Origin of the sequence: Streptomyces sp. B3I8, assembly GCF_030816915.1 — a bacterium.
Lineage (GTDB): Bacteria > Actinomycetota > Actinomycetes > Streptomycetales > Streptomycetaceae > Streptomyces.
The window spans coordinates 3,230,608-3,249,311 of sequence record NZ_JAUSYN010000002.1 but is presented as its reverse complement, the minus strand read 5'-3'; the positions used below and the strand labels follow the sequence as shown (position 1 = coordinate 3,249,311).

General features: G+C 72.6%; 20 protein-coding genes. 13 read left to right on the top strand and 7 right to left on the bottom strand.

Features of this window, described 5'->3' with window-relative positions:
• Positions 1 to 6 precede the first annotated feature (6 nt).
• From QFZ64_RS16455 to QFZ64_RS16435, 5 genes are all read left to right on the top strand, one after another.
• Positions 7 to 1,158 (top strand): aminoglycoside phosphotransferase family protein, encoded by a 1,152-nt coding sequence (locus tag QFZ64_RS16455; RefSeq protein WP_307066464.1) that lies wholly within the window; start codon positions 7 to 9, stop codon positions 1,156 to 1,158.
• Positions 1,159 to 1,276: 118 nt separating this feature from the next.
• Complete coding sequence (locus tag QFZ64_RS16450; protein WP_307071729.1) at positions 1,277 to 1,873, top strand: TetR/AcrR family transcriptional regulator; 597 nt, start codon at positions 1,277 to 1,279, stop codon at positions 1,871 to 1,873.
• Between the two features lie 23 nt (positions 1,874 to 1,896).
• Complete coding sequence (locus tag QFZ64_RS16445; protein ID WP_307066462.1) at positions 1,897 to 4,014, top strand: AAA family ATPase; 2,118 nt, start codon at positions 1,897 to 1,899, stop codon at positions 4,012 to 4,014.
• Between the two features lie 129 nt (positions 4,015 to 4,143).
• A complete protein-coding gene (locus tag QFZ64_RS16440; RefSeq protein WP_307066460.1) occupies positions 4,144 to 4,800 on the top strand; it encodes an RNA polymerase sigma factor in 657 nt (218 codons plus the stop codon).
• Positions 4,797 to 5,903, top strand: coding sequence for a CU044_5270 family protein (locus QFZ64_RS16435; protein ID WP_307066457.1), 1,107 nt, complete (start codon positions 4,797 to 4,799; stop codon positions 5,901 to 5,903). Before QFZ64_RS16440 ends, QFZ64_RS16435 begins: the two co-directional genes overlap by 4 nt.
• Here the strand turns inward: QFZ64_RS16435 and QFZ64_RS16430 are convergent.
• Positions 5,848 to 6,618 carry an SDR family NAD(P)-dependent oxidoreductase gene (locus tag QFZ64_RS16430; RefSeq protein ID WP_307066455.1) on the bottom strand — a complete coding sequence of 257 codons (771 nt, stop codon included), beginning with the start codon at positions 6,616 to 6,618 and terminating at the stop codon, positions 5,848 to 5,850. The genes QFZ64_RS16435 and QFZ64_RS16430 overlap by 56 nt on opposite strands.
• A gap of 213 nt (positions 6,619 to 6,831) precedes the next feature.
• Between QFZ64_RS16430 and QFZ64_RS35365 the strand changes: the two genes are divergently transcribed.
• Together QFZ64_RS35365 and QFZ64_RS35360 are read left to right on the top strand one after the other, a co-directional pair.
• On the top strand, positions 6,832 to 7,164 hold the full coding sequence (locus QFZ64_RS35365) for a DUF4240 domain-containing protein (RefSeq protein ID WP_373430749.1): 333 nt from the start codon (positions 6,832 to 6,834) through the stop codon (positions 7,162 to 7,164).
• Positions 7,109 to 7,306 (top strand): hypothetical protein, encoded by a 198-nt coding sequence (locus QFZ64_RS35360; RefSeq protein ID WP_373430617.1) that lies wholly within the window; start codon positions 7,109 to 7,111, stop codon positions 7,304 to 7,306. Before QFZ64_RS35365 ends, QFZ64_RS35360 begins: the two co-directional genes overlap by 56 nt.
• An 18-nt stretch (positions 7,307 to 7,324) precedes the next feature.
• On the opposite strand, the gene QFZ64_RS16420 is transcribed toward QFZ64_RS35360, so the two are convergent.
• Together QFZ64_RS16420 and QFZ64_RS16415 are read right to left on the bottom strand one after the other, a co-directional pair.
• Positions 7,325 to 7,741 (bottom strand): DUF5958 family protein, encoded by a 417-nt coding sequence (locus QFZ64_RS16420; RefSeq protein ID WP_307066453.1) that lies wholly within the window; start codon positions 7,739 to 7,741, stop codon positions 7,325 to 7,327.
• 277 nt (positions 7,742 to 8,018) lie between these two features.
• On the bottom strand, positions 8,019 to 8,489 hold the full coding sequence (locus QFZ64_RS16415; RefSeq protein ID WP_257551103.1) for a DIP1984 family protein: 471 nt from the start codon (positions 8,487 to 8,489) through the stop codon (positions 8,019 to 8,021).
• A 377-nt stretch (positions 8,490 to 8,866) separates the two neighbouring features.
• Here QFZ64_RS16415 and QFZ64_RS16410 point away from each other — a divergent pair, with 377 nt between their 5' ends.
• The 3 genes from QFZ64_RS16410 (at position 8,867) to QFZ64_RS16400 (ending at position 10,688) form a co-directional block, all read left to right on the top strand.
• Positions 8,867 to 9,445 (top strand): helix-turn-helix domain-containing protein, encoded by a 579-nt coding sequence (locus tag QFZ64_RS16410; protein ID WP_307066451.1) that lies wholly within the window; start codon positions 8,867 to 8,869, stop codon positions 9,443 to 9,445.
• Positions 9,446 to 9,535: 90 nt separating this feature from the next.
• The gene (locus QFZ64_RS16405; protein WP_307066450.1) at positions 9,536 to 10,219 is read left to right on the top strand and encodes a hypothetical protein; all 684 of its coding nucleotides are present in this window, start codon (positions 9,536 to 9,538) and stop codon (positions 10,217 to 10,219) included.
• 124 nt (positions 10,220 to 10,343) lie between these two features.
• On the top strand, positions 10,344 to 10,688 hold the full coding sequence (locus tag QFZ64_RS16400; protein ID WP_307066448.1) for a DUF2516 family protein: 345 nt from the start codon (positions 10,344 to 10,346) through the stop codon (positions 10,686 to 10,688).
• Positions 10,689 to 10,747: 59 nt separating this feature from the next.
• Here the strand turns inward: QFZ64_RS16400 and QFZ64_RS16395 are convergent, their stop codons facing one another.
• The 3 genes from QFZ64_RS16395 to QFZ64_RS16385 all read right to left on the bottom strand — a co-directional run bounded on the left by QFZ64_RS16395 (position 10,748) and on the right by QFZ64_RS16385 (position 14,851).
• A complete protein-coding gene (locus QFZ64_RS16395; protein ID WP_307066446.1) occupies positions 10,748 to 12,163 on the bottom strand; it encodes a PP2C family protein-serine/threonine phosphatase in 1,416 nt (471 codons plus the stop codon).
• A 326-nt stretch (positions 12,164 to 12,489) separates the two neighbouring features.
• Positions 12,490 to 13,668: an NlpC/P60 family protein gene (locus QFZ64_RS16390; RefSeq protein WP_307066444.1), complete on the bottom strand. Its 1,179-nt coding sequence runs from the start codon at positions 13,666 to 13,668 to the stop codon at positions 12,490 to 12,492.
• Between the two features lie 319 nt (positions 13,669 to 13,987).
• Positions 13,988 to 14,851 carry a class I SAM-dependent methyltransferase gene (locus QFZ64_RS16385; RefSeq protein ID WP_307066442.1) on the bottom strand — a complete coding sequence of 288 codons (864 nt, stop codon included), beginning with the start codon at positions 14,849 to 14,851 and terminating at the stop codon, positions 13,988 to 13,990.
• A 394-nt stretch (positions 14,852 to 15,245) separates the two neighbouring features.
• Here QFZ64_RS16385 and mshA point away from each other — a divergent pair, with 394 nt between their 5' ends.
• Together mshA and QFZ64_RS16375 are read left to right on the top strand one after the other, a co-directional pair.
• Positions 15,246 to 16,616, top strand: a complete 1,371-nt coding sequence (mshA, locus tag QFZ64_RS16380) for a D-inositol-3-phosphate glycosyltransferase (protein WP_307066440.1) — start codon at positions 15,246 to 15,248, stop codon at positions 16,614 to 16,616.
• A complete protein-coding gene (locus QFZ64_RS16375; protein ID WP_307066437.1) occupies positions 16,609 to 17,127 on the top strand; it encodes a YbjN domain-containing protein in 519 nt (172 codons plus the stop codon). Before mshA ends, QFZ64_RS16375 begins: the two co-directional genes overlap by 8 nt.
• Before the next feature lie 11 nt (positions 17,128 to 17,138).
• On the opposite strand, the gene QFZ64_RS16370 is transcribed toward QFZ64_RS16375, so the two are convergent.
• Entirely contained in the window at positions 17,139 to 17,954 is an 816-nt protein-coding gene (locus tag QFZ64_RS16370) for an AraC family transcriptional regulator (RefSeq protein ID WP_307066436.1), read from the bottom strand.
• Positions 17,955 to 18,132: 178 nt separating this feature from the next.
• Here QFZ64_RS16370 and QFZ64_RS16365 point away from each other — a divergent pair, with 178 nt between their 5' ends.
• On the top strand, positions 18,133 to 18,582 hold the full coding sequence (locus QFZ64_RS16365) for a DUF2000 family protein (protein WP_373430748.1): 450 nt from the start codon (positions 18,133 to 18,135) through the stop codon (positions 18,580 to 18,582).
• Positions 18,583 to 18,704: the final 122 nt, after the last annotated feature.

The window sequence follows — 18,704 nt, the reverse complement described above, 5'->3', positions numbered from 1 at the left end:
CGAACCATGTCATCCGAACGAGTCTCCTCTCCCGCGCGGGACCGCGCCGCCGAGATGAGCGGCCACCCGAGCGCGGTCGAGGGGCCGCTCGAGGGCTACCACCACGAGACGTATGTGATCCCGCTGCCCGAGGCGGTGGCCGGCGGGGAAGCGGGGCGTGGCAAGTGCCGGTCGCCGCGGGAGAACCTGCTCTGGTTCGACCGCCGCTGTTTCCGGTCCGAGGAGCGGCTGCTGCTCGCGCTGCGCGGGCACATGGACGGGGCAGCGGTCCCCCGCGTCTACACGGTCGCGGACGAGACGTTCCTCCAGGAGTTCATCGAGGGACGGACGCTCGGGGACCTGTACCCCTCCGGGGAGCCGGTGCCCGACGCCATCGTCGACCAGATCTTCGTCCTGTTCGAGAAGCTGGCGGACATCGCCCCGGGCGACCTGTCCGTCGAGCGCAGGTGCACCCCGGACGACCGCTCCGACGACCACGACTGCGCGGGCTTCCTGGAGCGGCTCGTCCTCTTCGCCGAGGAGCGCGTCTACCGGTACAACCGTCCGCGCCTCGGCACTCTTTTTGCCGAACTCGGCCTGGGCGACGGCTGTTTCGGTGCACTGCGGGAGCGCGTCGCGGGGCTGAGGCCGCGCCGCTTCTGTCTGCTCCACGCGGATCTGCACCGCGAGAACTTCGTCGTGGACGCGGGCGGCCGCCTGTGGACCATCGACTGGGAACTGGCGATGTTCGGCGACCCCCTCTACGACCTCGCGACCCACCTTCACCTCATGCGCTACCCGCGCTGGCAGCACCGGTTGGTCGCCAAGCGGTGGGCCCAGGTGATGGAGGAGCGCTGGGCGGGGTCGATCTGGGAGGGCGGGACGGAGGGCTGGGAGGAGGACCTGGAGAAGCTGCTCGACTTCAAGCGGGCGCAGTCCGTGTTCACGGACGTCGTCCGCGCCACCGAGTTCCTCACCCGCGGCCCGGGCCACGGCGACGGCGTCCTCACCCGGGAGGCCCGCCGGGTCCACTCCGTTCTCACCGCCGCCGAGCGCCCCCTCCGGCTTCCCGGCGTCCCCTCCCCGGAACGCATCGCTGCGGCCCTGGAGCGCACGGTCCGGGGGCGGTCGGCGGTCCTGGAACGGCCGGCAATCCCGGGGCGCGGGGGCGCTGCGTAGGCTCGGCGGTATGAGGGCGACAGTCGGGGACGACGGGGACAGGGGCGGTACGGGCGGGGCGGCCGGGGGCGGCGGCGCCGCGGGTGCCGTCGGGCTGCGGGAGCGGAAGCGACTGCGGATGTACCAGGAGGTGTCCGAGACCGCGATCGCGATGTTCCTGGAGAGGGGGTTCGACGCGGTGTCCGTCGCGGAGGTGGCCGCGGCGGCGGAGATCTCCAAGCCGACGCTGTTCCGGTACTTCCCCACCAAGGAGGACCTGGTCCTGCACCGGTTCGCCGACCACGAGACGGAGCCGGCCCGTATCGTCGCCGCCCGCGGCGAGGGCACCTCGCCCGTCGCCGCGCTGCGTGCCCGCTTCCTCGACGGCCTCGACCGTCGCGACCCCGTCACCGGGCTCAACGATCACCCCGCCGTCCTGGACTTCCACCGCCTCCTCTACGGCACCCCCGCCCTGGCCGCCCGCCTCCACGGCTACCTCGAACGTTCCGAGGCCGCACTTGCCGAAGCCCTCGGCTCCGGCCTCGACGCCCGGCTGGCCGCCGCCCAGATCATCGCCGTGCAGCGGGTGCTGGCCCTGGAGAACTGGCGGCGGATGGCGGCGGGGGAGCGGGCGGACGAGGTCCACGGGGACGCCGTCACCGCGGCCGGGCGCGCGTTCGACCGGCTCGACGGCGGTCCGGGTCTCGGCTACTCGGTTAAAAACGTTACTCGGTAATAGATTTCCTCTACGCTGGGCCCATGCCCTCCGTCACGCCCACGCCCGCACCTTCTTCGCCCGCGCCCGCCTCCCTCCGCCACGAGCGCGCCCACCACGACGCCTGCCGTGCCGCGCTCGCCGCGATGGTCGCCGGCGCCGACGAACAGGTCGTCGTCGGGGAGGACGTCTCCGCCTCCGGCGCCGATGCCGAGGTGCTGGGCAGGCAGCTCCGCGGGCAGGCCCGGGACCTGCGGGAACTCCCGGAGGGGCCGCTGTTCTTCGGACGGCTCGACCATGCCGCCGACGCCCCGGAGCACGCCGGGCAGAGCTACCACATCGGCCGCCTCCGGATCTCCGAGCACCCCGCCGCCCCGCCCCTCGTCGTCGACTGGCGTGCGCCCGTCTCGCGCGCCTTCTACCAGGCGAGCGCCGCCGACCCGCAGGGTGTAGCGGTCCGCCGCCGCTTCGGCTGGGCCCCCGGCAGCCGCGGCGACTCGGCCGACCTCACGGGGTTCGAGGACGAGCCCCTCACCGGCGGCACCCCCGCGGCCGAGGGCGGAGATGCCCGCGTGCCCGAGGGCGGAGGTGCCCACGTGCCCGAGGGCCCCGGCCGCCTCCTCACCGCCGAGATCGAGCGCCCCCGCGTCGGCCCCATGCGCGACATCGCCGCCACCATCCAGCCCGAGCAGGACGACCTCGTCCGCGCCGGCCTCTCCACCACCCTGTGCGTCCAGGGCGCCCCCGGCACCGGCAAGACCGCCGTCGGACTGCACCGGGCCGCGTACCTCCTCTACACCCACCCGCAGCGCATCCGCCGCGGCGGACTGCTCGTCCTCGGCCCCAACCGCACCTTCCTCTCCTACATCGCCGAGGTGCTCCCCGCCCTCGGCGAGACCGGCGTACGGCAGTCCACCCTCGCCGACGAGATCGCCCGGCACCCGGTCACCGCCGAGGACGACGCACGCACCGCCGCCGTCAAGCACGACCCCCGTACGGCGGAGGTCCTGCGCCGCGCCCTGTACGCCGGGGTGGGCGCGGGCGCCGCCGCCACGGACCTCACGGTGCCGGACGGCTCGTACCGCTGGCGCGTCCCGGGTGCGACGCTGCGCGGGATCGTGGCGGACGTGCGCGCCGAGGAACTGCCGTACGCGGTGGGGCGCGAGCGGGTGCGCACGCGGATCGCGCACCACGTGCGGGCACGGGCCGAACGGCGGTCCGGGCCGCGCGGTGCCGCCTGGCTGCGGCGCGTCTCGCACTGCCGTCCGGTGACCGCGTACGTCGACGCGGTGTGGCCCCGGGTGCGCCCGGAGGAGATCCTCGCCGCGCTGCTCGCCGACGGGGCCGTGCTCGCCGCGGCGGCCGACGGACTGCTGGACGCCGACGAGCAGAAGGCGCTCCGGTGGCCGCGGCCGCCCCGCTCCCACCGCTCGGCGCGCTGGTCGGCGGCCGACCTCGTGCTCCTCGACGAACTCGCCGGACTGATCGAACACCCGGAGGGCTACGCGCACGTCGTCGTCGACGAGGCGCAGGACCTCTCGCCCATGGAGTGCCGGGCGATCGCACGGCGGGCCGCCTTCGGCTCGCTCACCGTGCTCGGCGACCTCGCGCAGGGCACCACCCCCTGGTCCGCGCGCGACTGGCCGTCCCTCCTCGCCCACCTGGACCGGCCGGGCGCCGCCGTGATCCCGCTGACGACCGGGTTCCGGGTGCCGGAGGCCGTCGTCGGACTGGCCAACCGGCTGCTGGACCGGCTCGACGTGGACGTGCCGCGGGCCCGGTCACTGCGCCGGGACGGCGAGCTGACCGTCCGGCGGGTGGAGCGGAGGGAGGAACTGGACGGTGCGGTCGTCGAGGCGGTCCGGGCGGCTCTCGCGCACGAGGGGTCGGTGGGGGTGATCACCGCCGATCACGACGCCGGGCGGGTACGGGCCGCGCTCGCCGCCGCCGGCATCGTGGCGGCCGGCCCGGAGCAGCCGGCTGCCCCGGTCGTCGTCGTGCCGGCGGGCGCGGTGAAGGGGCTGGAGTACGACCACGTCGTCGCCGTCGAACCGGCCGCGATCGCCGGGGCCGAACCGCGCGGCCCGCACCGCCTCTACGTCGTCCTCACCCGCGCCGTCTCCCGCCTGGACGTCCTGCACAGCCGCCCGCTGCCGTGGTGACGGCGCCGGCCGCCGCGTACCTGGTGCCGTTCGCCCCGTAACCCCCGGCTGAGGTGCACCCCGTCGGATGTGACGTACGCCATGGGAACTCGCCCGCACGCACGGGCAGTTCTGCGCGTGACCACAGATATGCGAAGCCGTGTCCGCGCCGGGGACCCGAACGCCTTCGCGGAACTCTTCGACGACTGCGCCCGGGCCGTGTACAACCACGCCTTCCGGCTGACCGCCGACTGGTCCGCGGCCGAGGACGTCATGTCGGCGACGTTCATGGAGGCGTGGCGCCGCCGCGCCTCCGTGGACGCCGAAGGGGGCTCGCTGCGGCCCTGGCTGCTGGGCATCGCGACCAACGTCGCCCGCTCCCAGTACCGCGGCAACCGCCGTTACCGGAACGCGGCCGCGGCGGTGGCGGCCGCGGGTGCGGCCCGGGAGCGGGTCGAGGACCATGCCGAGGAGACGGCCGCACGGCTCGACGACCGGCGCCGGATCGCCGCCACCCTCACCGCCCTCGGCCTGCTCGGACGCCCCGAACGCGAGGTGCTGACGCTGTGTCTGTGGGAGGGCATGGAGTACGCCGACGCCGCTCGCGTCCTCGGCATCCCCCTCGGCACCGTCCGTTCCCGGCTCTCCCGCGCCCGCCGCAGGCTCCGCAGACTCGCCGACGCGGAACTGCTCAGGGAGAGCGGTCCACAACCGCCTCCGAACAAACGGGAACTCACCCGCGCGAACCGGCAGACAACAGGTGATCGCGGATACGTGATCCGGCCCGCACAGGAAGGACACCGATGAACGCCACCCCCTCTCAGCCGCACCCGGTCGAGTGGACGGAGACCGAGGGCCTCCTGCCCCCGGTCGCGCGGGACCTGCCGCCGGGCCGCCACCGGTTCCACAGGGAGCAGATGATGACCCGCATCCACGAGGACCTCCGCACGGCCGCCGCCGCCACCCCGGTCGCCGCCACCGCGTCCGACGACCGCCCGGTCGCCGTTCCCCGGCACCGCAACCCGTTCCTGCGCCGTGCCGTCCTGGTGCCCGCCGCGGCTCTCGCGCTGACCGGCGCGGTCGTGACCGGCGTCGTCATGTCCGGCGGGGACGGCGGCGACGGAGGCAAGACCTCGGCCGCCGTCGGCCCCGCGCTCACCACCAGGATCGGCACCGCCGACGCCGCCGGCGCCCCGCGCCTGCTCGACCGGATCTCCCTCGCCGCCGCCGGCGTCTCCGACCCGGCGCCGCACGCCGGCCAGTACGTCTACATCGCCTCGAAGACGGCCGACACCTACCCCCGGACGATCGAGGACAAGACCGAGGTCGTCAGCGAGAAGCTGCACACCCGTCAGGTCTGGCTCTCCCCCGACGGCAGGGACGGCTGGCTGATCGAGCCGGGCGAGACCGATGAGAAGGGCGAGACCCTGGCCGGGGAGAACCCGGCGAGCGCGGCCTACGACGCCCTGGCGAAGCTGCCCACCGACCCCGACGCGCTGCTCCGGCGGATCTACCGGGACTCGGACGCGGTACGGGACAAGGAGGTCCCCCGCGACCAGGCGGCCTTCGTCGCCATCGGCGACCTGCTCACCGAGAGCTACCCGCCGGCCGGTCTCACCGCCGCGCTCTACAGGGCCGCGGCCAGGATTCCCGGGGTCGTGGCGGTGGACGACGCGGTCGACGCCGTGGGCCGCCACGGGGTGGCGATCGCCCGGGAGAACGACACCGACGGCGAGCGCACCGAGTGGATCTTCGACAAGAAGACCCTGCGGTTCCTCGGCGAGCGCACAGTCGTGGTCAGGGAGAGCCCGGACGACCCGTTCGAGGCCGGCACTGTCGTGTCCACCAGCGCGATCACCGAGCGCGCGGTGGTCGACGCCAACAAGCAGGCGCCGAGCCAGGCCGGCTGACAGCGACGGCATCCGGGGCCGGCTGTGTCCGGTCCCGGATGTGGACACCGGCATTGTTGACGAGGATGAGGATGTCGAACCGGCCGTACGCCTCCACGGTCCTGGCGAACAGGCGCTCGACGTCCGCGGGCACCGACACGTCACCGTGCACGGCGATCGCGGTTACCCCTCGGGCCTGGACGGCCCGCACCACAGGTGTCCGTTCCCAGTAGAAGTGGCGGAGAGCGAGGCCTCTGACCAGAGTCCCGTCAGTTGGAGCGGGACATCGTGAGTCCTTGGCGTCCCAGCGCATGTGGTTGTGGAAATCCGGGTGATCACTGGCCCCATGGTGTCCCAGTAGAACTGGCGGCGGGCGCAGAGCCTCCGGCCGGCCCGGCCGCAGCGGCTCGGGGACCAGCGTTTTCGCCAGCAGCAGCGACGCATCAACCGCCTTGGTGCCCGCAGGCCTCAGCACCGCCGCGCAGATCGTCCGGGTCGCCACGTCGACGGCGATGGTCAGTTCAGGACGACCGCTCACCCCGTTCTCCAGGATCACCAGCACGTCCAGCGGAGCCGTGTCGATCTGCACCAGCTCGCCCGGTCGGCAGGCCGCGGACGGCGTGAACATCCCCTCGGGCCGCCGAGCTTGGGAGCGGCGGGAAACAGCCGAGCCGAAGGCGTGCGTGCCCACGCTCACTGCCTCGACAAGCCGGTAGAACGTCGTCTTCGACGGCATCGGCACCACCCCGGCCCCGTGCTGCTCGGCAAGCAGGCCTCGACCCGGCGCCGCACCCGGCCTCGTGTCCCAGTCGACTCTTCCAACTGGCCCGCCAGCACCTCCGCGACGGCCGCCACCACCCGCTCATCAGCCCGGCCAGTCGGTGAGGACAGACGGGTCTTGCGGTGATCGACCAGCCCCCGGACCCCTTGACCCCGGTAGCGGGCCCGCATCCGCTCGACCGTCCACGCGCTCACCCTCCAGCCCAGAGCACGCAACTGGGATCTATGGGTTGCGACGGAGCGTATCTTCGGCGGCTGGTGTTCGGACGACGGGTTCTGCTACTTCGGCCTGTGGATGGTGGGGCTCGGCCGGAACGCCTTTTCTCGGGCAGTAGCCGATCCCGACGCTCTGGCCGACACTCCTGAGGTCCAGTGCCTGGTGGCTCGCCCTCGCGGGCTCTGGAACGACGACTGGCCCGAGTGGGAGCCCCCTCGACCACGTCGCCATGGAGGTGTACGGGCTCCTCACCGGTATCGACGACAGCGGCGACGCCTTCTATGAAGCCGTCGAAGCCGAGCAGGACGATGCGGGGGACAGCCGAGGACCGCCCGGCGAGCAGTGGGACGTGCGGAGCGAGGACGAGGCAGCGCGCAAACCGCCTCGGCTGAGCACGATGTCCCCCCTGCGGCCGCTGGCCCGGTAGGGGCGACAGCGCGAGGAATCAGGTCAGCGTCTCGACGGGGGCGCCGACAGCCGGTCGGTGCCACTCGTGGCCGCAACCGTCGGAGCAGAAGCGCTCCCGTCGACGTCCGTCGGCGACGGCCGGCACCGCGATCAGCAGCCGGAACGACTTGAGGCGCTCGTCGCGCGGGGTAAGACTGACGATCTTCCCGAGTTGCTGGTCGATCCGCCCCCGTGCGATCAGAACTGCCGGTGTGTGCGTGGCGCGAAGTCCGGAACGGCGGATACTTTCCGGGCCGTCCTCGGTGGTGGCGCGAGCCTGAATGCAGAAATGTGACAAGAGGCGCAGGGTGTCGGACTGCTCTTCAGCGGAGAGGCTCTCGAACCACTCGATGCCCTGTGACATCGGCCGAAGGTCCTGGGCGAGCTCGTTGAGAACGATGTACGGATCAGCCATTCGCACGCCCCCGTTGTCCTCGGATCGCCGTTGTCCATGGTGCTGCGATGTGGAAAGCCCCGAACCCGCCCTCACCGCTTCGGATCTGCACGTGGTGATGTGCTGTGCGAGGTGCACCTTTACCTGTACGCCGTGCTGAGCTGCACTGTTGATGGGGAGTTGAACCCCCGCGTTGCTCTTCACGCGCCAGGAGTGGGCTGGAAAACCGCCGGCCCTCGGTGTGTGCACGCCTCCGAAGCTGCTACCTGCTCCACATCGTCCCCGCCTGCTGGACTACTCAGTCCAGCAGATCCACTTCCCAGTTCGTACGCTGGATCCGCACATCGACCTCGCGGATCTCCCGCGCGAGAACATCCGCCTGACCGCGCAGTTCCGCGACCGGAAGCGCGGAAAGCATCATCAGCTCGGACCGGAGTTGCCGGCCGTATCCGCGCTCGCCGCTACCCGCGGCCGCGTCCGCCGCCGCGGTGACCACAGAATGACGCAACCGCAGGACATCCCGGCGGGCGAGGGCATCGGTGAGCGTGCCGTCGGGACCCATCTCCACGGTGGCATTGGTCCGGTTGATCCGCCGGATCAACGTTTCCAGAGCGCTCAGCACCTCACCGGCCTCGGCCAACAACTGGGCGGCATCCTCGGCGGGCGCCTCCCCCTCCTGGTACCGCGCACTGCTGACGACGCGCGCTCGCAACTGTTCTACACGGCGCGTCGCTTCCGCACGTTCCGCCAGTGCCTCAGCAAGCTTCACTGTCTCCACCTCCCCCTCCATGAGCTCGCACGAGTATACGAGTGCAAACCAGCTCATACGCACTTGGATTTTGATCCACAGGAGCCCTGACCAGCCACTGGAGTGAGAGCGGACAGCCGCTCAGAGCGCCACGAAAGAGAATCCGGCAGTACGAACGAGAACGAGTGGGAATCCGACAGCTTCAGCGCGACAGGACACCGGCCGGCCAGCTTCGTCGGAACTCCGCCAGGTCGTTCGCCAGAACCACTGGGACTCGCCACATCCACTGAGAACGGACACGCACCACAGGATCGACGTTCCCTGTACCTCGCGTGGTGTGGCGCACTTTTGCAAGCGGGTGCTTGCAAAAGTTAGCGAGGGTGGGGCATGGTGGAGGCATGGCATCGCTCAACGTCGGCAATCTCGGTGAGTACCTGCGTGAACAGCGGCGGAACGCGCAGCTGTCGCTCAGGCAGCTCGCCGACGCCGCCGGCGTGTCCAATCCGTACCTGAGCCAGATCGAACGCGGGCTGCGCAAGCCGAGCGCGGACGTGCTCCAGCAGGTCGCGAAGGCGCTGCGGATCTCTGCCGAGACGCTGTACGTGCGGGCCGGGATCCTCGACGCCGAACGTGACCGGGTCGAGGTCGAGACCCGGGCCGCGCTGTTGGCCGACCCCACGCTCACCGAGCGCCAGAAACAGGTGCTGCTCCAGATCTACGAGTCCTTCCGCAAGGAGAACGGACACGAGAGCGGGCTCGGGGGCGGGCTCGAGAACGGAGTCGGGAGTGTGCACGGGAACGCCGGAGCGGGCGGCGCGGCGGGGCGGGTCGCCGCGGAGGTGGACGGTACAAAGGGTGCGCCGGGCGCACCCGACGCGCTCCACCCGTCCGACGCCGCGACCGCCCCGGACACCGGCACCGTGAACGGTTCGCGTACGACCGGCGGCGACGCCGGACCGCGGCGTACGGCCGGCTGACCCCCGGCCGCACCCACCGGACGGGCAGCCGGCCGGGTGCCGCGGTCACCACAAACCCTCAGCAGACAGCAATCCGGGAGGACCATCGTCATGGCCATCACCGACGACCTGCGCAAGACCCTCAGCGACCCCAAGCCCCTCTACTTCGCCGCCGGCACCGCCGACCTCGCATGGAAGCAGGCCCTCCGGGTGCCGAGCCTGGTCGAGCAGCTGCGCAACGAGGCGCCGGCCCGCATCGAAGCCGTGCGCAACACCGACCCCAAGGCCGTGCAGGAAAAGGCCGCCGCCCGCGCCAAGGAGGCGCAGGAGACTCTCCAGGCCCGGGTCAACGACCTCATCGGCTCCCTCGACACCGACCTGAAGAAGCTCGGTGAGTCCGCCCAGGACCTCGCGCTGCGCGGGGTGGGCGTCGCCGCCGAGTACGCCGTCCGGGCCCGCGAGGCCTACGAGAAGGTGGCCGAGCAGGGCGAGCAGGCCGTGCGCACCTGGCGTGGCGACGCCGCCGAGGAGATCGAGGACCTCGCGATCGCCGTCGAGCCGGAGCCCGCGCCGAAGAGTCAGGACAAGCCCCGGCCGGTGCAGTCCGTCAAGCCCGTGGTGAAGCCCGCGGAGCCGGTCCGGGTCGAGGACGACAAGCCGTCCGCGACCGCGCCGAAGCCCGCCGCCCGCAAGCCGGCGACCCCGGCGAACTCGGCGGCCTCCGCGAACCCGGCGAAGAAGGGCCCGGCGCGCAAGACGGCCCCGGCCAGGAAGACGACGCCGCCGGCCAAGTGATCGCGGCGCGGGAACGGACCGGGCGCTCCGGGCACTTCCGGAATGCCCGGTCCGTTCTCCGGGTACGGTGGCCGTACCGGCGCACGGTCGGCCGACGGACGACTCGATTCGGATGGTGGGCAACATGCTGATGACGGCATTCGGCGGCCTGATGTGGCTGCTCTACACCGCCATGCTGGTGCTCGCCGTGGTGGCGCTGGTCATGGCCGTGCTCTTCCGCGACGACGCCTACCGGGCCGCCGACAAGAAGACCAAGAATTTCTGGCTGATCATCCTGGGCGTCACGGTCGCGGTGAACCTGCTGATCCCCATGCTGTTCCTGCAGCTCGCCGGCCTCGTCGCCACGATCGTCTTCTTCGTGGACGTCCGTCCCGCCCTGCGCGGGGTCTCGGGCGGCGGCTTCGGCCGCGGACGCGGCGGCGGCAGCAGCAGTGACGGCCCCTACGGACCCTGGAACGGCGGCCGCTAGGACCCTGGTCGACCGAGGAGGCCCCGGCCCCGACCCCTGACGCGGTCGCGTCGGCGGCGTCAGGACCTGCGGTCCAGCAGGACGACGGCCACGTCGTCCGTCAGTTCACCACCGTTGAGGTCGCGGACCTCGTCGACCGTGGTGGTCAGCAGCCTCTCACCGCTCAGACCCTGCTCCAGCCGGTGGCGCACCAGCGCCAGCATCCCCTCCTGGCCGAGGCGTTCCCCCGTGTCGCCGACGTGGCCCTCTATGAGGCCGTCGGTGTAGAGCATCAGGCTCCACTCGGCACCCAGCTCCACCTGCGTCCGCGGCCAGCGGGCCCGCGGCAGCAGGCCCAGCGCGGGGCCGTTGTTGTCGTACGGCAGCAGTTCCGCCGGCCGGCCCGGGCGGGCGACCAGCGGAGCCGGGTGACCGGCCAGGCACAGGCCCGCGCGACGGCCGTCCGGCGCGATGTCCACCGTGCACAGCGTCGCGAAGATCTCGTCGTTGTCGCGCTCGTGCTCCAGTACCTCCTGGAGGGTGGAGAGCAACCGGTCCCCGCAGAGCCCCGCCAGCGTCAGCGCCCGCCAGGCGATGCGCAGCTCCACGCCGAGCGCCGCCTCGTCGGGGCCGTGCCCGCACACGTCGCCGATCATCACGTGCACGGTGCCGTCCGGGGTGCGGACGGTGTCGTAGAAGTCCCCGCCGAGCAGCGCGCGCGAGCGACCGGGGCGGTAGCGGGCGGCGAAGCGCAGGGAGGAGCCCTCCAGCAGCGGCGTCGGAAGCAGTCCGCGCTCCAGCCGGGCGTTCTCCTGCGCGCGCAGCTTCGACTCGGTCAGCCGCCGCTCGGCGGTGTCCGAGCGCTTGCGTTCCACCGCGTACCGGATCGCCCGGCTCAGCAGCCTGCCGTCCAGCTCGTCGCGCAGCAGGTAGTCCTGCGCGCCGACGCGCACCGCCTCTGCGCCGCGCTCGGCGTCACCGGAGGCGGTGAGCGCCAGGACGGCGTGCCGGGGCGCGAGCTCCAGCACGTGGCGCAGCACGGCCAGCTCGTCCTCGCCGCCGCCGCTGCCGGCGGCTCGGCCGGGGGCGGGCAGCGCGAGGTCGAGCAGGATGCAGTGGACGTCGTCGGTGAGCAGCCGACCGGCTTCCGTGAGGTTGCGGGCGGTGCGCAGCCGGATGGGACGGCCGGCCGAGTCGAGCATCTCCGGCACGACCGGCGAGCCCGCCGGGTCGTCCTCGATCACGAGCAGGGTGAGGTTGGCGGGCGCGACGTCGCCGGGGACCGGCACACCGGGCACACCGGGCACACCGGGCGCGGCGATGCCGTCGGGCACGGTGGTGCCGTCGGCCGACGCGTCCGGGGCCGGACCGCGGACGCCGTCGGTGGGCGGCTCGCGGCCTGCCTCCGTGGACGGGCCGCCGGACCGGGGTGCGGCCGGAGCCTGACCATTCTCCGCGGCCGGGATCGCTCTCTGCCGCGGTACGGGTACGGGCATCGTCTTGGTTTCCTTCCCTCCCCCCGAGGGCGTGGTGGGGGCGAAGGACCTCGCCCACCGACGGGGACCATAGCGGTAGCCGCGCCCGCGGCGGAATGGTGTTCCGGAGCACGCAGGGCAGGTCGCCACCGTCATATGCCGTGATACGCGGCGCACTTGGACACCCGGGGGCCGCACGCTGAATGACGAACGTCACGTGCGCGGCCCACTCGCCGACGGGCCGAGAAGGGCTCGCCGAGGGCCGGACGGTGGGGTGCGTCACGCGGATGCCGCACATGGACACACCGCGGATGTCACCCGGTGTCGTGGGGCGTGCGCGGTACGCCTCACGCGTCCGGGCGCACCACCCCGAGTATCGGCATCGTGCCCGCGCCGGCGATCGTCACCGTGCGGCCGGGACGCGGGGCGTGGACGATCTTGCCGTCGCCGAGATACATCGCCACATGGCTGGCGTCGTCGAAGTAGATGATCAGGTCACCGGGGCGCATGTCGGCGAGGGCGACGTGCGTGAGCTGCTTCCACTGCTCCTGCGAGGTCCGCGGGATCGCGTGCCCGGCGGCGAGCCAGGCCTGGGACGTCAGCCCCGAGCAGTCGTACGACTTCGGGCCCTCGGCGCCCCACACATAGGGCCTGCCGATCTGGTCCGTCGCGAAGGTCACCGCCTTGCGGCCCGCCGCGGACGCCTTGGTGTCGAGGTCTCTCAGGACGCCGGAATCGAGCCAGGCGGTCTGTGCCTGTCGGGCGGCCTCCTCCTCCAGCGTGGCCAGCCGCTCCTTCTCCTTCTCCTCCAACTGGTCCTGAAGCGTCTCGGCGGCGGCGATCCGCTTCTTCACGCGCTTCTTCGCCGAGGCCTTGTCCTTGCGGTTGGCCTCCAGCTTCTTGTAACGGGCGGAGGCGTCGCGGGACAGCTTCCCCAGTTCGGTTCTGGTCTGCTTCAACTCGTCGATCAGGCCCATGGTCGCCTGCTGGCCCTGCCGGGCGAGTTGGGCACCGTCGAGGAACTTCTGCGGGTTCTCGCTCAACCAGAGCTGCAGCTCCGGCGAGAGCGTCCCGCCGCGGTACTGGGCGCGGGCCGCGGCCCCCGCCCGGTCCTGCAATTCGCCCAGTTTCGCCTTGGCCGCGTCGATCTGGCGGTTCAGCTCGGCGATGCGGGCGGACTGGCTCTCGGCCTTCTCCTCCGCCGCGTTGTAGGCGTCCGTGGCGACCGCGGCCTCGTGGTACAGCTTGTCCAGCTTCTCGCGGACGGTCTCGAGTCTGGCGTCGGTCGCAGTGTCGTCGGCCGAGGTCGGCGGGAGGCCGGCCGAACTGCCGTCCGTCGAGCCGCCGTCGGCGGAGTTCTTGGCGTCCGCCGTCGAACTCCCGCTCCCCGGGCCGTCGGAGGACGGTGCCGGCGGGGGCTTCGGCGCCGAAGCGCTCGCGAAGGCCGTGCCCGGTGCGCCCAGCATGGTGACCGCGCAGACCAGGGCGATGGCCGCCGTGGTCAGGCTCCGCTTTCCGGATCCCATACTCCGTCCCCCAACACCTGAGTTTCCCGTCAGTAACTTCCGGACGCCTGGGGGATCGTGCCACGTAGCCGCCCGGAACGACAGGGTGCGTCGTACCGGGAGCTGCCTCCCCCTCGCCGTGTCCGCGACGACGATCTCCTGGCGACTGTGACGAACGAGGAGTGGAGATCGTTCCCCCGCGTCCGGTACGGACCGCTGTGGACGTCTGCCGCGGAGGCGCCGCAACGTCAGCCGCGGAGGCGTCACGACGTCCGCCGCGGCGTCGGCCGCACGCCCCCCATGCGGGCCCTGTGCGCCTTGCGTGACCTACTTGCGCGACCTATATGCCCCGCGCTCCCTGCGCTGTGGACACCGGCGCGGCCGTCCAGCCGCGGGGGGCCAACGCGGCCCAGGCCACGGTGACTTCTCCCTGGCGCCAGCGTCCGGCGCCGTCCGTCACCGGCCAGTCGCCGGCCAGCGCGCGGACCGTGCGTATCCACCGCTGGCGGGCGCCGTACGAGGCGTAGGGCGCGGCCGCGGCCCAGGCGCGGTCGAAGTCGCGCAGGAACGCGTGCACCGGCTCGCCAGCGACATTGCGGTGGATGAGCGCCTTCGGAAGCCGTTCCGCGAGATCGGAGGGGCGCTCCAGGGAGCCGAGCCGGGTCGCGAAGGTCACGGTGCGGGGACCCTCGGGGCCGAGGGCGACCCAGACGTGCCGTCGGCCGATCTCGTCGCACGTGCCCTCGACGAGCAGTCCGCCGCGGGAGCCGGCCGCCGGGTCGGCCGGGGCCAGCCGGGCGCACAGCCGCCGCCAGACCGCGACGACCTCCTCCTCGTCGTACTGCCTCAGCACGTTCGCGGCGCGGATCAGCGCGGGCCGGCCGGGGACCGGCACCTCGAAGCCACCGTGCCGGAAGTCGAGCCCGTCACGTGCGTAGGGCTGAGCGGCGGCGACGCGGGCGGGGTCTATCTCGATGCCGACGACGCGGGTGCGGGGGGCGGCGGAGCGGAGCCGGCGAAGCAGTTCGACGGCGGTCCAGGGAGCCGCGCCATAACCGAGGTCTACGGCGAGGGGGACGGGTGAGCGGCGGAGCTCGGAGCCGTGGGCCGCCGCGATCCAGCGGTCCATGCGGCGGAGCCGGTTGGGGTTGGTGGTCCCGCGAGTCGCCGTACCCACGGGGCGGGACGCTGCGCGGGTTGTCATGCGTACGAGATTAGGCGGGAGCGGCACATGCCGTGCGGGCCTGTGGATAACTCCCCCGCACCCCGGCGCCACCGGGTACCGGTTACCGCCCTCAGCCGCTCAGCCGCTCAGCCACCCGACTACCCGGCTACCCGGCCACCGGCCACGTGCACCCGACGCCCCCGCCGGGTACCCGACCGAAGAACCCCGCCCCCGCACGAGGTACCCGCCTCCACCCTCGAACGGTTGAGCGAACTCCGGTAATAACTCGGCAAAGATCCGCCCGCCGGAAATGGAGCGGAACGCTCCGGCGTTCGCCCTAGTCGGAGGGGCACCCACGCCCGCCCCGCGCTCCGACACACCCGCCCCGCGCCCCACACGCCCTCGTCCGCCCGCTGCAAGGAGGAACGCCACCGTGAGCCAGTACATCAACAGGCTCGGGCGTCGATCGGCAGCCACCTCCTCCCCCCGCCTGCGCCTCTCCCGCCGCCCCCGCCGCGTCGCGATGCTGTCCGTGCACACCTCCCCCCTGCACCAGCCCGGCACGGGCGACGCGGGCGGCATGAACGTCTACATCGTGGAGCTGGCCCAGCGTCTGGCCGCCCTCAACATCCAGGTCGAGATCTTCACCCGCTCCACCAGCGCCGCCATGGACCCCACCGTCCAACTGTGCCCCGGCGTCCTCGTCCGGCACATCGACGCCGGCCCCTACGAGGGTCTCGCCAAGGAGGACCTGCCCGCCCAGCTCTGCGCCTTCACGCACGGCGTGATGCAGGCGTGGGCCGGCCACCGCCCCGGCCACTACGACCTCGTCCACTCGCACTACTGGCTCTCCGGCCACGTCGGCTGGCTCGCCGCCCAGCGCTGGGGCGTCCCCCTCGTGCACGCCATGCACACCATGGCCAAGGTCAAGAACGCCAGCCTCGCCGCCGGCGACACCCCCGAGCCGGCCGCCCGCGTCATCGGCGAGACCCAGGTCGTACGGGCCGCCGACCGCCTCATCGCCAACACCGACGAGGAGGCCGGCGAACTCGTGCGCCATTACGACGCCGACCCCGCGCAGGTCGCCGTCGTCCACCCCGGCGTCAACCTGGACCGCTTCCGTCCCGCGGACGGCCGCGCCGCCGCCCGCGCCCGCCTCGGCCTGCCCCAGGACGCGCTCGTCCCCCTCTTCGCGGGCCGCATCCAGCCCCTCAAGGCCCCTGACATACTCCTGCGCGCGGTCGCCGTCCTCCTCGACCAGCGCCCCGACCTGCGCTCCCGCATCGTCGTCCCCGTCGTGGGCGGCCCCAGCGGCAGCGGCCTGGCCAAGCCAGAGGGGCTGCAGAAACTCGCCGCCCGGCTCGGCATCGCCGACGTCGTACGGTTCCGGCCGCCCGTCGGACAGGAGCAGCTCGCCGACTGGTTCCGGGCCGCCTCCGTCCTGGTCATGCCCTCCTACAGCGAGTCGTTCGGCCTCGTCGCCATAGAGGCACAGGCGGCCGGCACGCCGGTGCTCGCCGCCGCCGTCGGCGGGCTGCCGGTCGCCGTGCGGGACCGATGTACGGGCTTCCTGATCGACGGGCACGATCCCGCCGCCTATGCGCGCGTGCTGGAGGACTTCGCCGACACGCCGACGCTCACGGACACCATGGGCGACGCCGCCGCCCGGCACGCCCGCTCCTTCGGCTGGGACGCGGCGGCCGCCGCCACCGCCGAGGTGTACACCGGAGCCGTCCACGAACACCGGCGCCGTCTGCGCGCGGCCGCCGCCGAGGCCCGTCGCGTACGCTCCCACCATGGCTGAGGCGGAGCAGCGGGTGACACGTGCGGGCGAGGTCGTCGAGGCCGCCCTGAAGGACGCCGACCTGGAGTGGGAGAGCCCCGAGCCCGGCGCGTACGTCGTCAAGCTCCCCGGCACCCGGAAGCTGTCGACCACGCTCTCCTTGCGCATCGGCCGGCACGCGCTCTCCCTGAACGCGTTCGTCGTCCGCCACCCCGACGAGAACGAGGCCGGCGTCCACCGCTGGCTCCTGGAGCGCAACCTCAAGCTGTACGGCGTCGCCTACGCCGTCGACCGCCTCGGTGACATCTACCTGGCGGGCAAGGTGCCGCTGGCGGCCGTCACCTCCGAGGAGCTCGACCGTCTCCTCGGCTCCGTCCTGGAGGCGGCGGACGGCGATTTCAACACCCTCCTCGAACTCGGTTTCGCCTCCGCGATCCGCAAGGAGTACGCGTGGCGGGTCTCGCGCGGCGAGTCGACGCGCAACCTGGAGGCGTTCACCCGCCTCACCCGGGACGTGGACGACGAGGGCTGAGCGCCGCCGTTTCAGCCCGTGCGGCCCGCGGCCGCGCCCGTACGCGCGTACTGGCCCGGTGTGACCCCCACCAGCCGCCGGAAGTGCCGGGTCAAGTGGGCCTGGTCGTAGAATCCGCCGGCGACCGCGGCATCGGCCGGCCGCATCCCCCGCAGCAGCAGCCGACGGACGCGCTCGACCCGGCGCGACATCAGGTACTGGTGCGGCGCGATCCCGAAACAGCGACTGAACGCCCGTACGAGGTGTGCCGGATGCGCGTGCACCAGCCGCGCCGCCTCCTCCAGCGCGACCCCCTCCACGAGCCGCGCGTCGAGCAGTTCGCGCAGCCGGTGGGCGACGCCGCGGTCCGGGGGCGGCACCTGAAGGCGCTGCCGGGACCGCAGATGCCCGTACAGCCGTTCGGTGACGAGGGTCAGCCGGCTCTCCGCCTCGAACTCGTCGCCGGGCCGGCCGAGCGCGGTGTGCAACTGTCCGATCCGGGCACGCAGCAGCGGATCGCGCAGGTCGGGGCCGTCGACGGCGGCGCCCACCAGCCCCGCGTCGAGCACCGAGAGATCGAGGTAGAGCACCCGCTTGCGGAAACCGCGCTCGGTCACCGGTGACCCGTTGTGCGGGACGTGCGGCGGCAGCAGGGAGACGGTGTCGTGCGGGGTGCCGTGCTCGTGCCGGTCCAGGTCGTACCGCACGGCGCCGTCGTCCACGATCAGCAGCGTCCAGGCGTCGTGGACGTGCATCGGGTAGGCGTACTCGGTGTAGTGGGCGTGGAAGACCTCCACGACGCCCGGTACGCGCGGGCGCCAGGCGGAGACCTCGCGCTGAGCGACCATGCAAAAAACGTACAAGACCGGGCCACGCGTGTACCGGCAGTCTCACTCCATGAGCACCGAGAACGCCGAGAGCACCGGAACCGCTGGAAGCACCGGAACCGCTGGAACTGCCGGAACCGCTGAGACCGCCGGGGTCACCGGAACTGCCGGGGCCGCCGGGGCCGCCGGGCCCGCCGGAATCGTCGAAGCCTCCGTGCGCGGCGCGGCCGCCCCCGTCACCCGCTTCGACACGAAGATCGCCGTTCTGCTCCGTGACGACCTGGAGACGTGGCAACGCCTGAACGTGACCGCGTTCCTGGTCAGCGGCCTGGGCACGCAGGTGCCCGAGGTGGTCGGGGAGCCCTACGCGGACGCGGACGGAGTGGCGTATCTGCCGATGTTCCGCCAACCGGTGCTGATCTTCGAGGGCACGAAGGAGATCCTGAAGGCCGCCCACACCCGCGCGCTGTCCCGCGCGCTGCCCCGCGCCCTGTTCACCCGGGACCTGTTCGCCACGGGCAACGACCACGACAACCGGGCGGCGGTGCGGGCCGTGCCGACCACGGATCTGGACCTCGTCGGCCTCGCGGTCCACGGCCCCCGCAACGCGGTCGACAAGACCTTCAAGGGCGCGCGCATGCACCCGTGAACACAGCTCCGCTCGTTACCCACTTTCGGGTGACGATGCGAAGGTCTGCCGGGGTGGCGCGATCTGGCGTGAGGCCCCGACGGGCCTGTGTAGTCGGCGGCGAAACGGTCGGTGCGACGTCA

Coding starts and splice junctions, on each gene's coding strand:
- QFZ64_RS16455 (WP_307066464.1), top strand. CDS start 7: ATGTCATCCGAACGAGTCTCCTCTCCCGCGCGGGACCGCGCCGCCGAG.
- QFZ64_RS16450 (WP_307071729.1), top strand. CDS start 1,277: ATGTACCAGGAGGTGTCCGAGACCGCGATCGCGATGTTCCTGGAGAGG.
- QFZ64_RS16445 (WP_307066462.1), top strand. CDS start 1,897: ATGCCCTCCGTCACGCCCACGCCCGCACCTTCTTCGCCCGCGCCCGCC.
- QFZ64_RS16440 (WP_307066460.1), top strand. CDS start 4,144: ATGCGAAGCCGTGTCCGCGCCGGGGACCCGAACGCCTTCGCGGAACTC.
- QFZ64_RS16435 (WP_307066457.1), top strand. CDS start 4,797: ATGAACGCCACCCCCTCTCAGCCGCACCCGGTCGAGTGGACGGAGACC.
- QFZ64_RS16430 (WP_307066455.1), bottom strand. CDS start 6,618: ATGCCGTCGAAGACGACGTTCTACCGGCTTGTCGAGGCAGTGAGCGTG.
- QFZ64_RS35360 (WP_373430617.1), top strand. CDS start 7,109: ATGGAGGTGTACGGGCTCCTCACCGGTATCGACGACAGCGGCGACGCC.
- QFZ64_RS16420 (WP_307066453.1), bottom strand. CDS start 7,741: ATGGCTGATCCGTACATCGTTCTCAACGAGCTCGCCCAGGACCTTCGG.
- QFZ64_RS16410 (WP_307066451.1), top strand. CDS start 8,867: ATGGCATCGCTCAACGTCGGCAATCTCGGTGAGTACCTGCGTGAACAG.
- QFZ64_RS16405 (WP_307066450.1), top strand. CDS start 9,536: ATGGCCATCACCGACGACCTGCGCAAGACCCTCAGCGACCCCAAGCCC.
- QFZ64_RS16400 (WP_307066448.1), top strand. CDS start 10,344: ATGCTGATGACGGCATTCGGCGGCCTGATGTGGCTGCTCTACACCGCC.
- QFZ64_RS16395 (WP_307066446.1), bottom strand. CDS start 12,163: ATGCCCGTACCCGTACCGCGGCAGAGAGCGATCCCGGCCGCGGAGAAT.
- QFZ64_RS16390 (WP_307066444.1), bottom strand. CDS start 13,668: ATGGGATCCGGAAAGCGGAGCCTGACCACGGCGGCCATCGCCCTGGTC.
- QFZ64_RS16385 (WP_307066442.1), bottom strand. CDS start 14,851: ATGACAACCCGCGCAGCGTCCCGCCCCGTGGGTACGGCGACTCGCGGG.
- QFZ64_RS16375 (WP_307066437.1), top strand. CDS start 16,609: ATGGCTGAGGCGGAGCAGCGGGTGACACGTGCGGGCGAGGTCGTCGAG.
- QFZ64_RS16370 (WP_307066436.1), bottom strand. CDS start 17,954: ATGGTCGCTCAGCGCGAGGTCTCCGCCTGGCGCCCGCGCGTACCGGGC.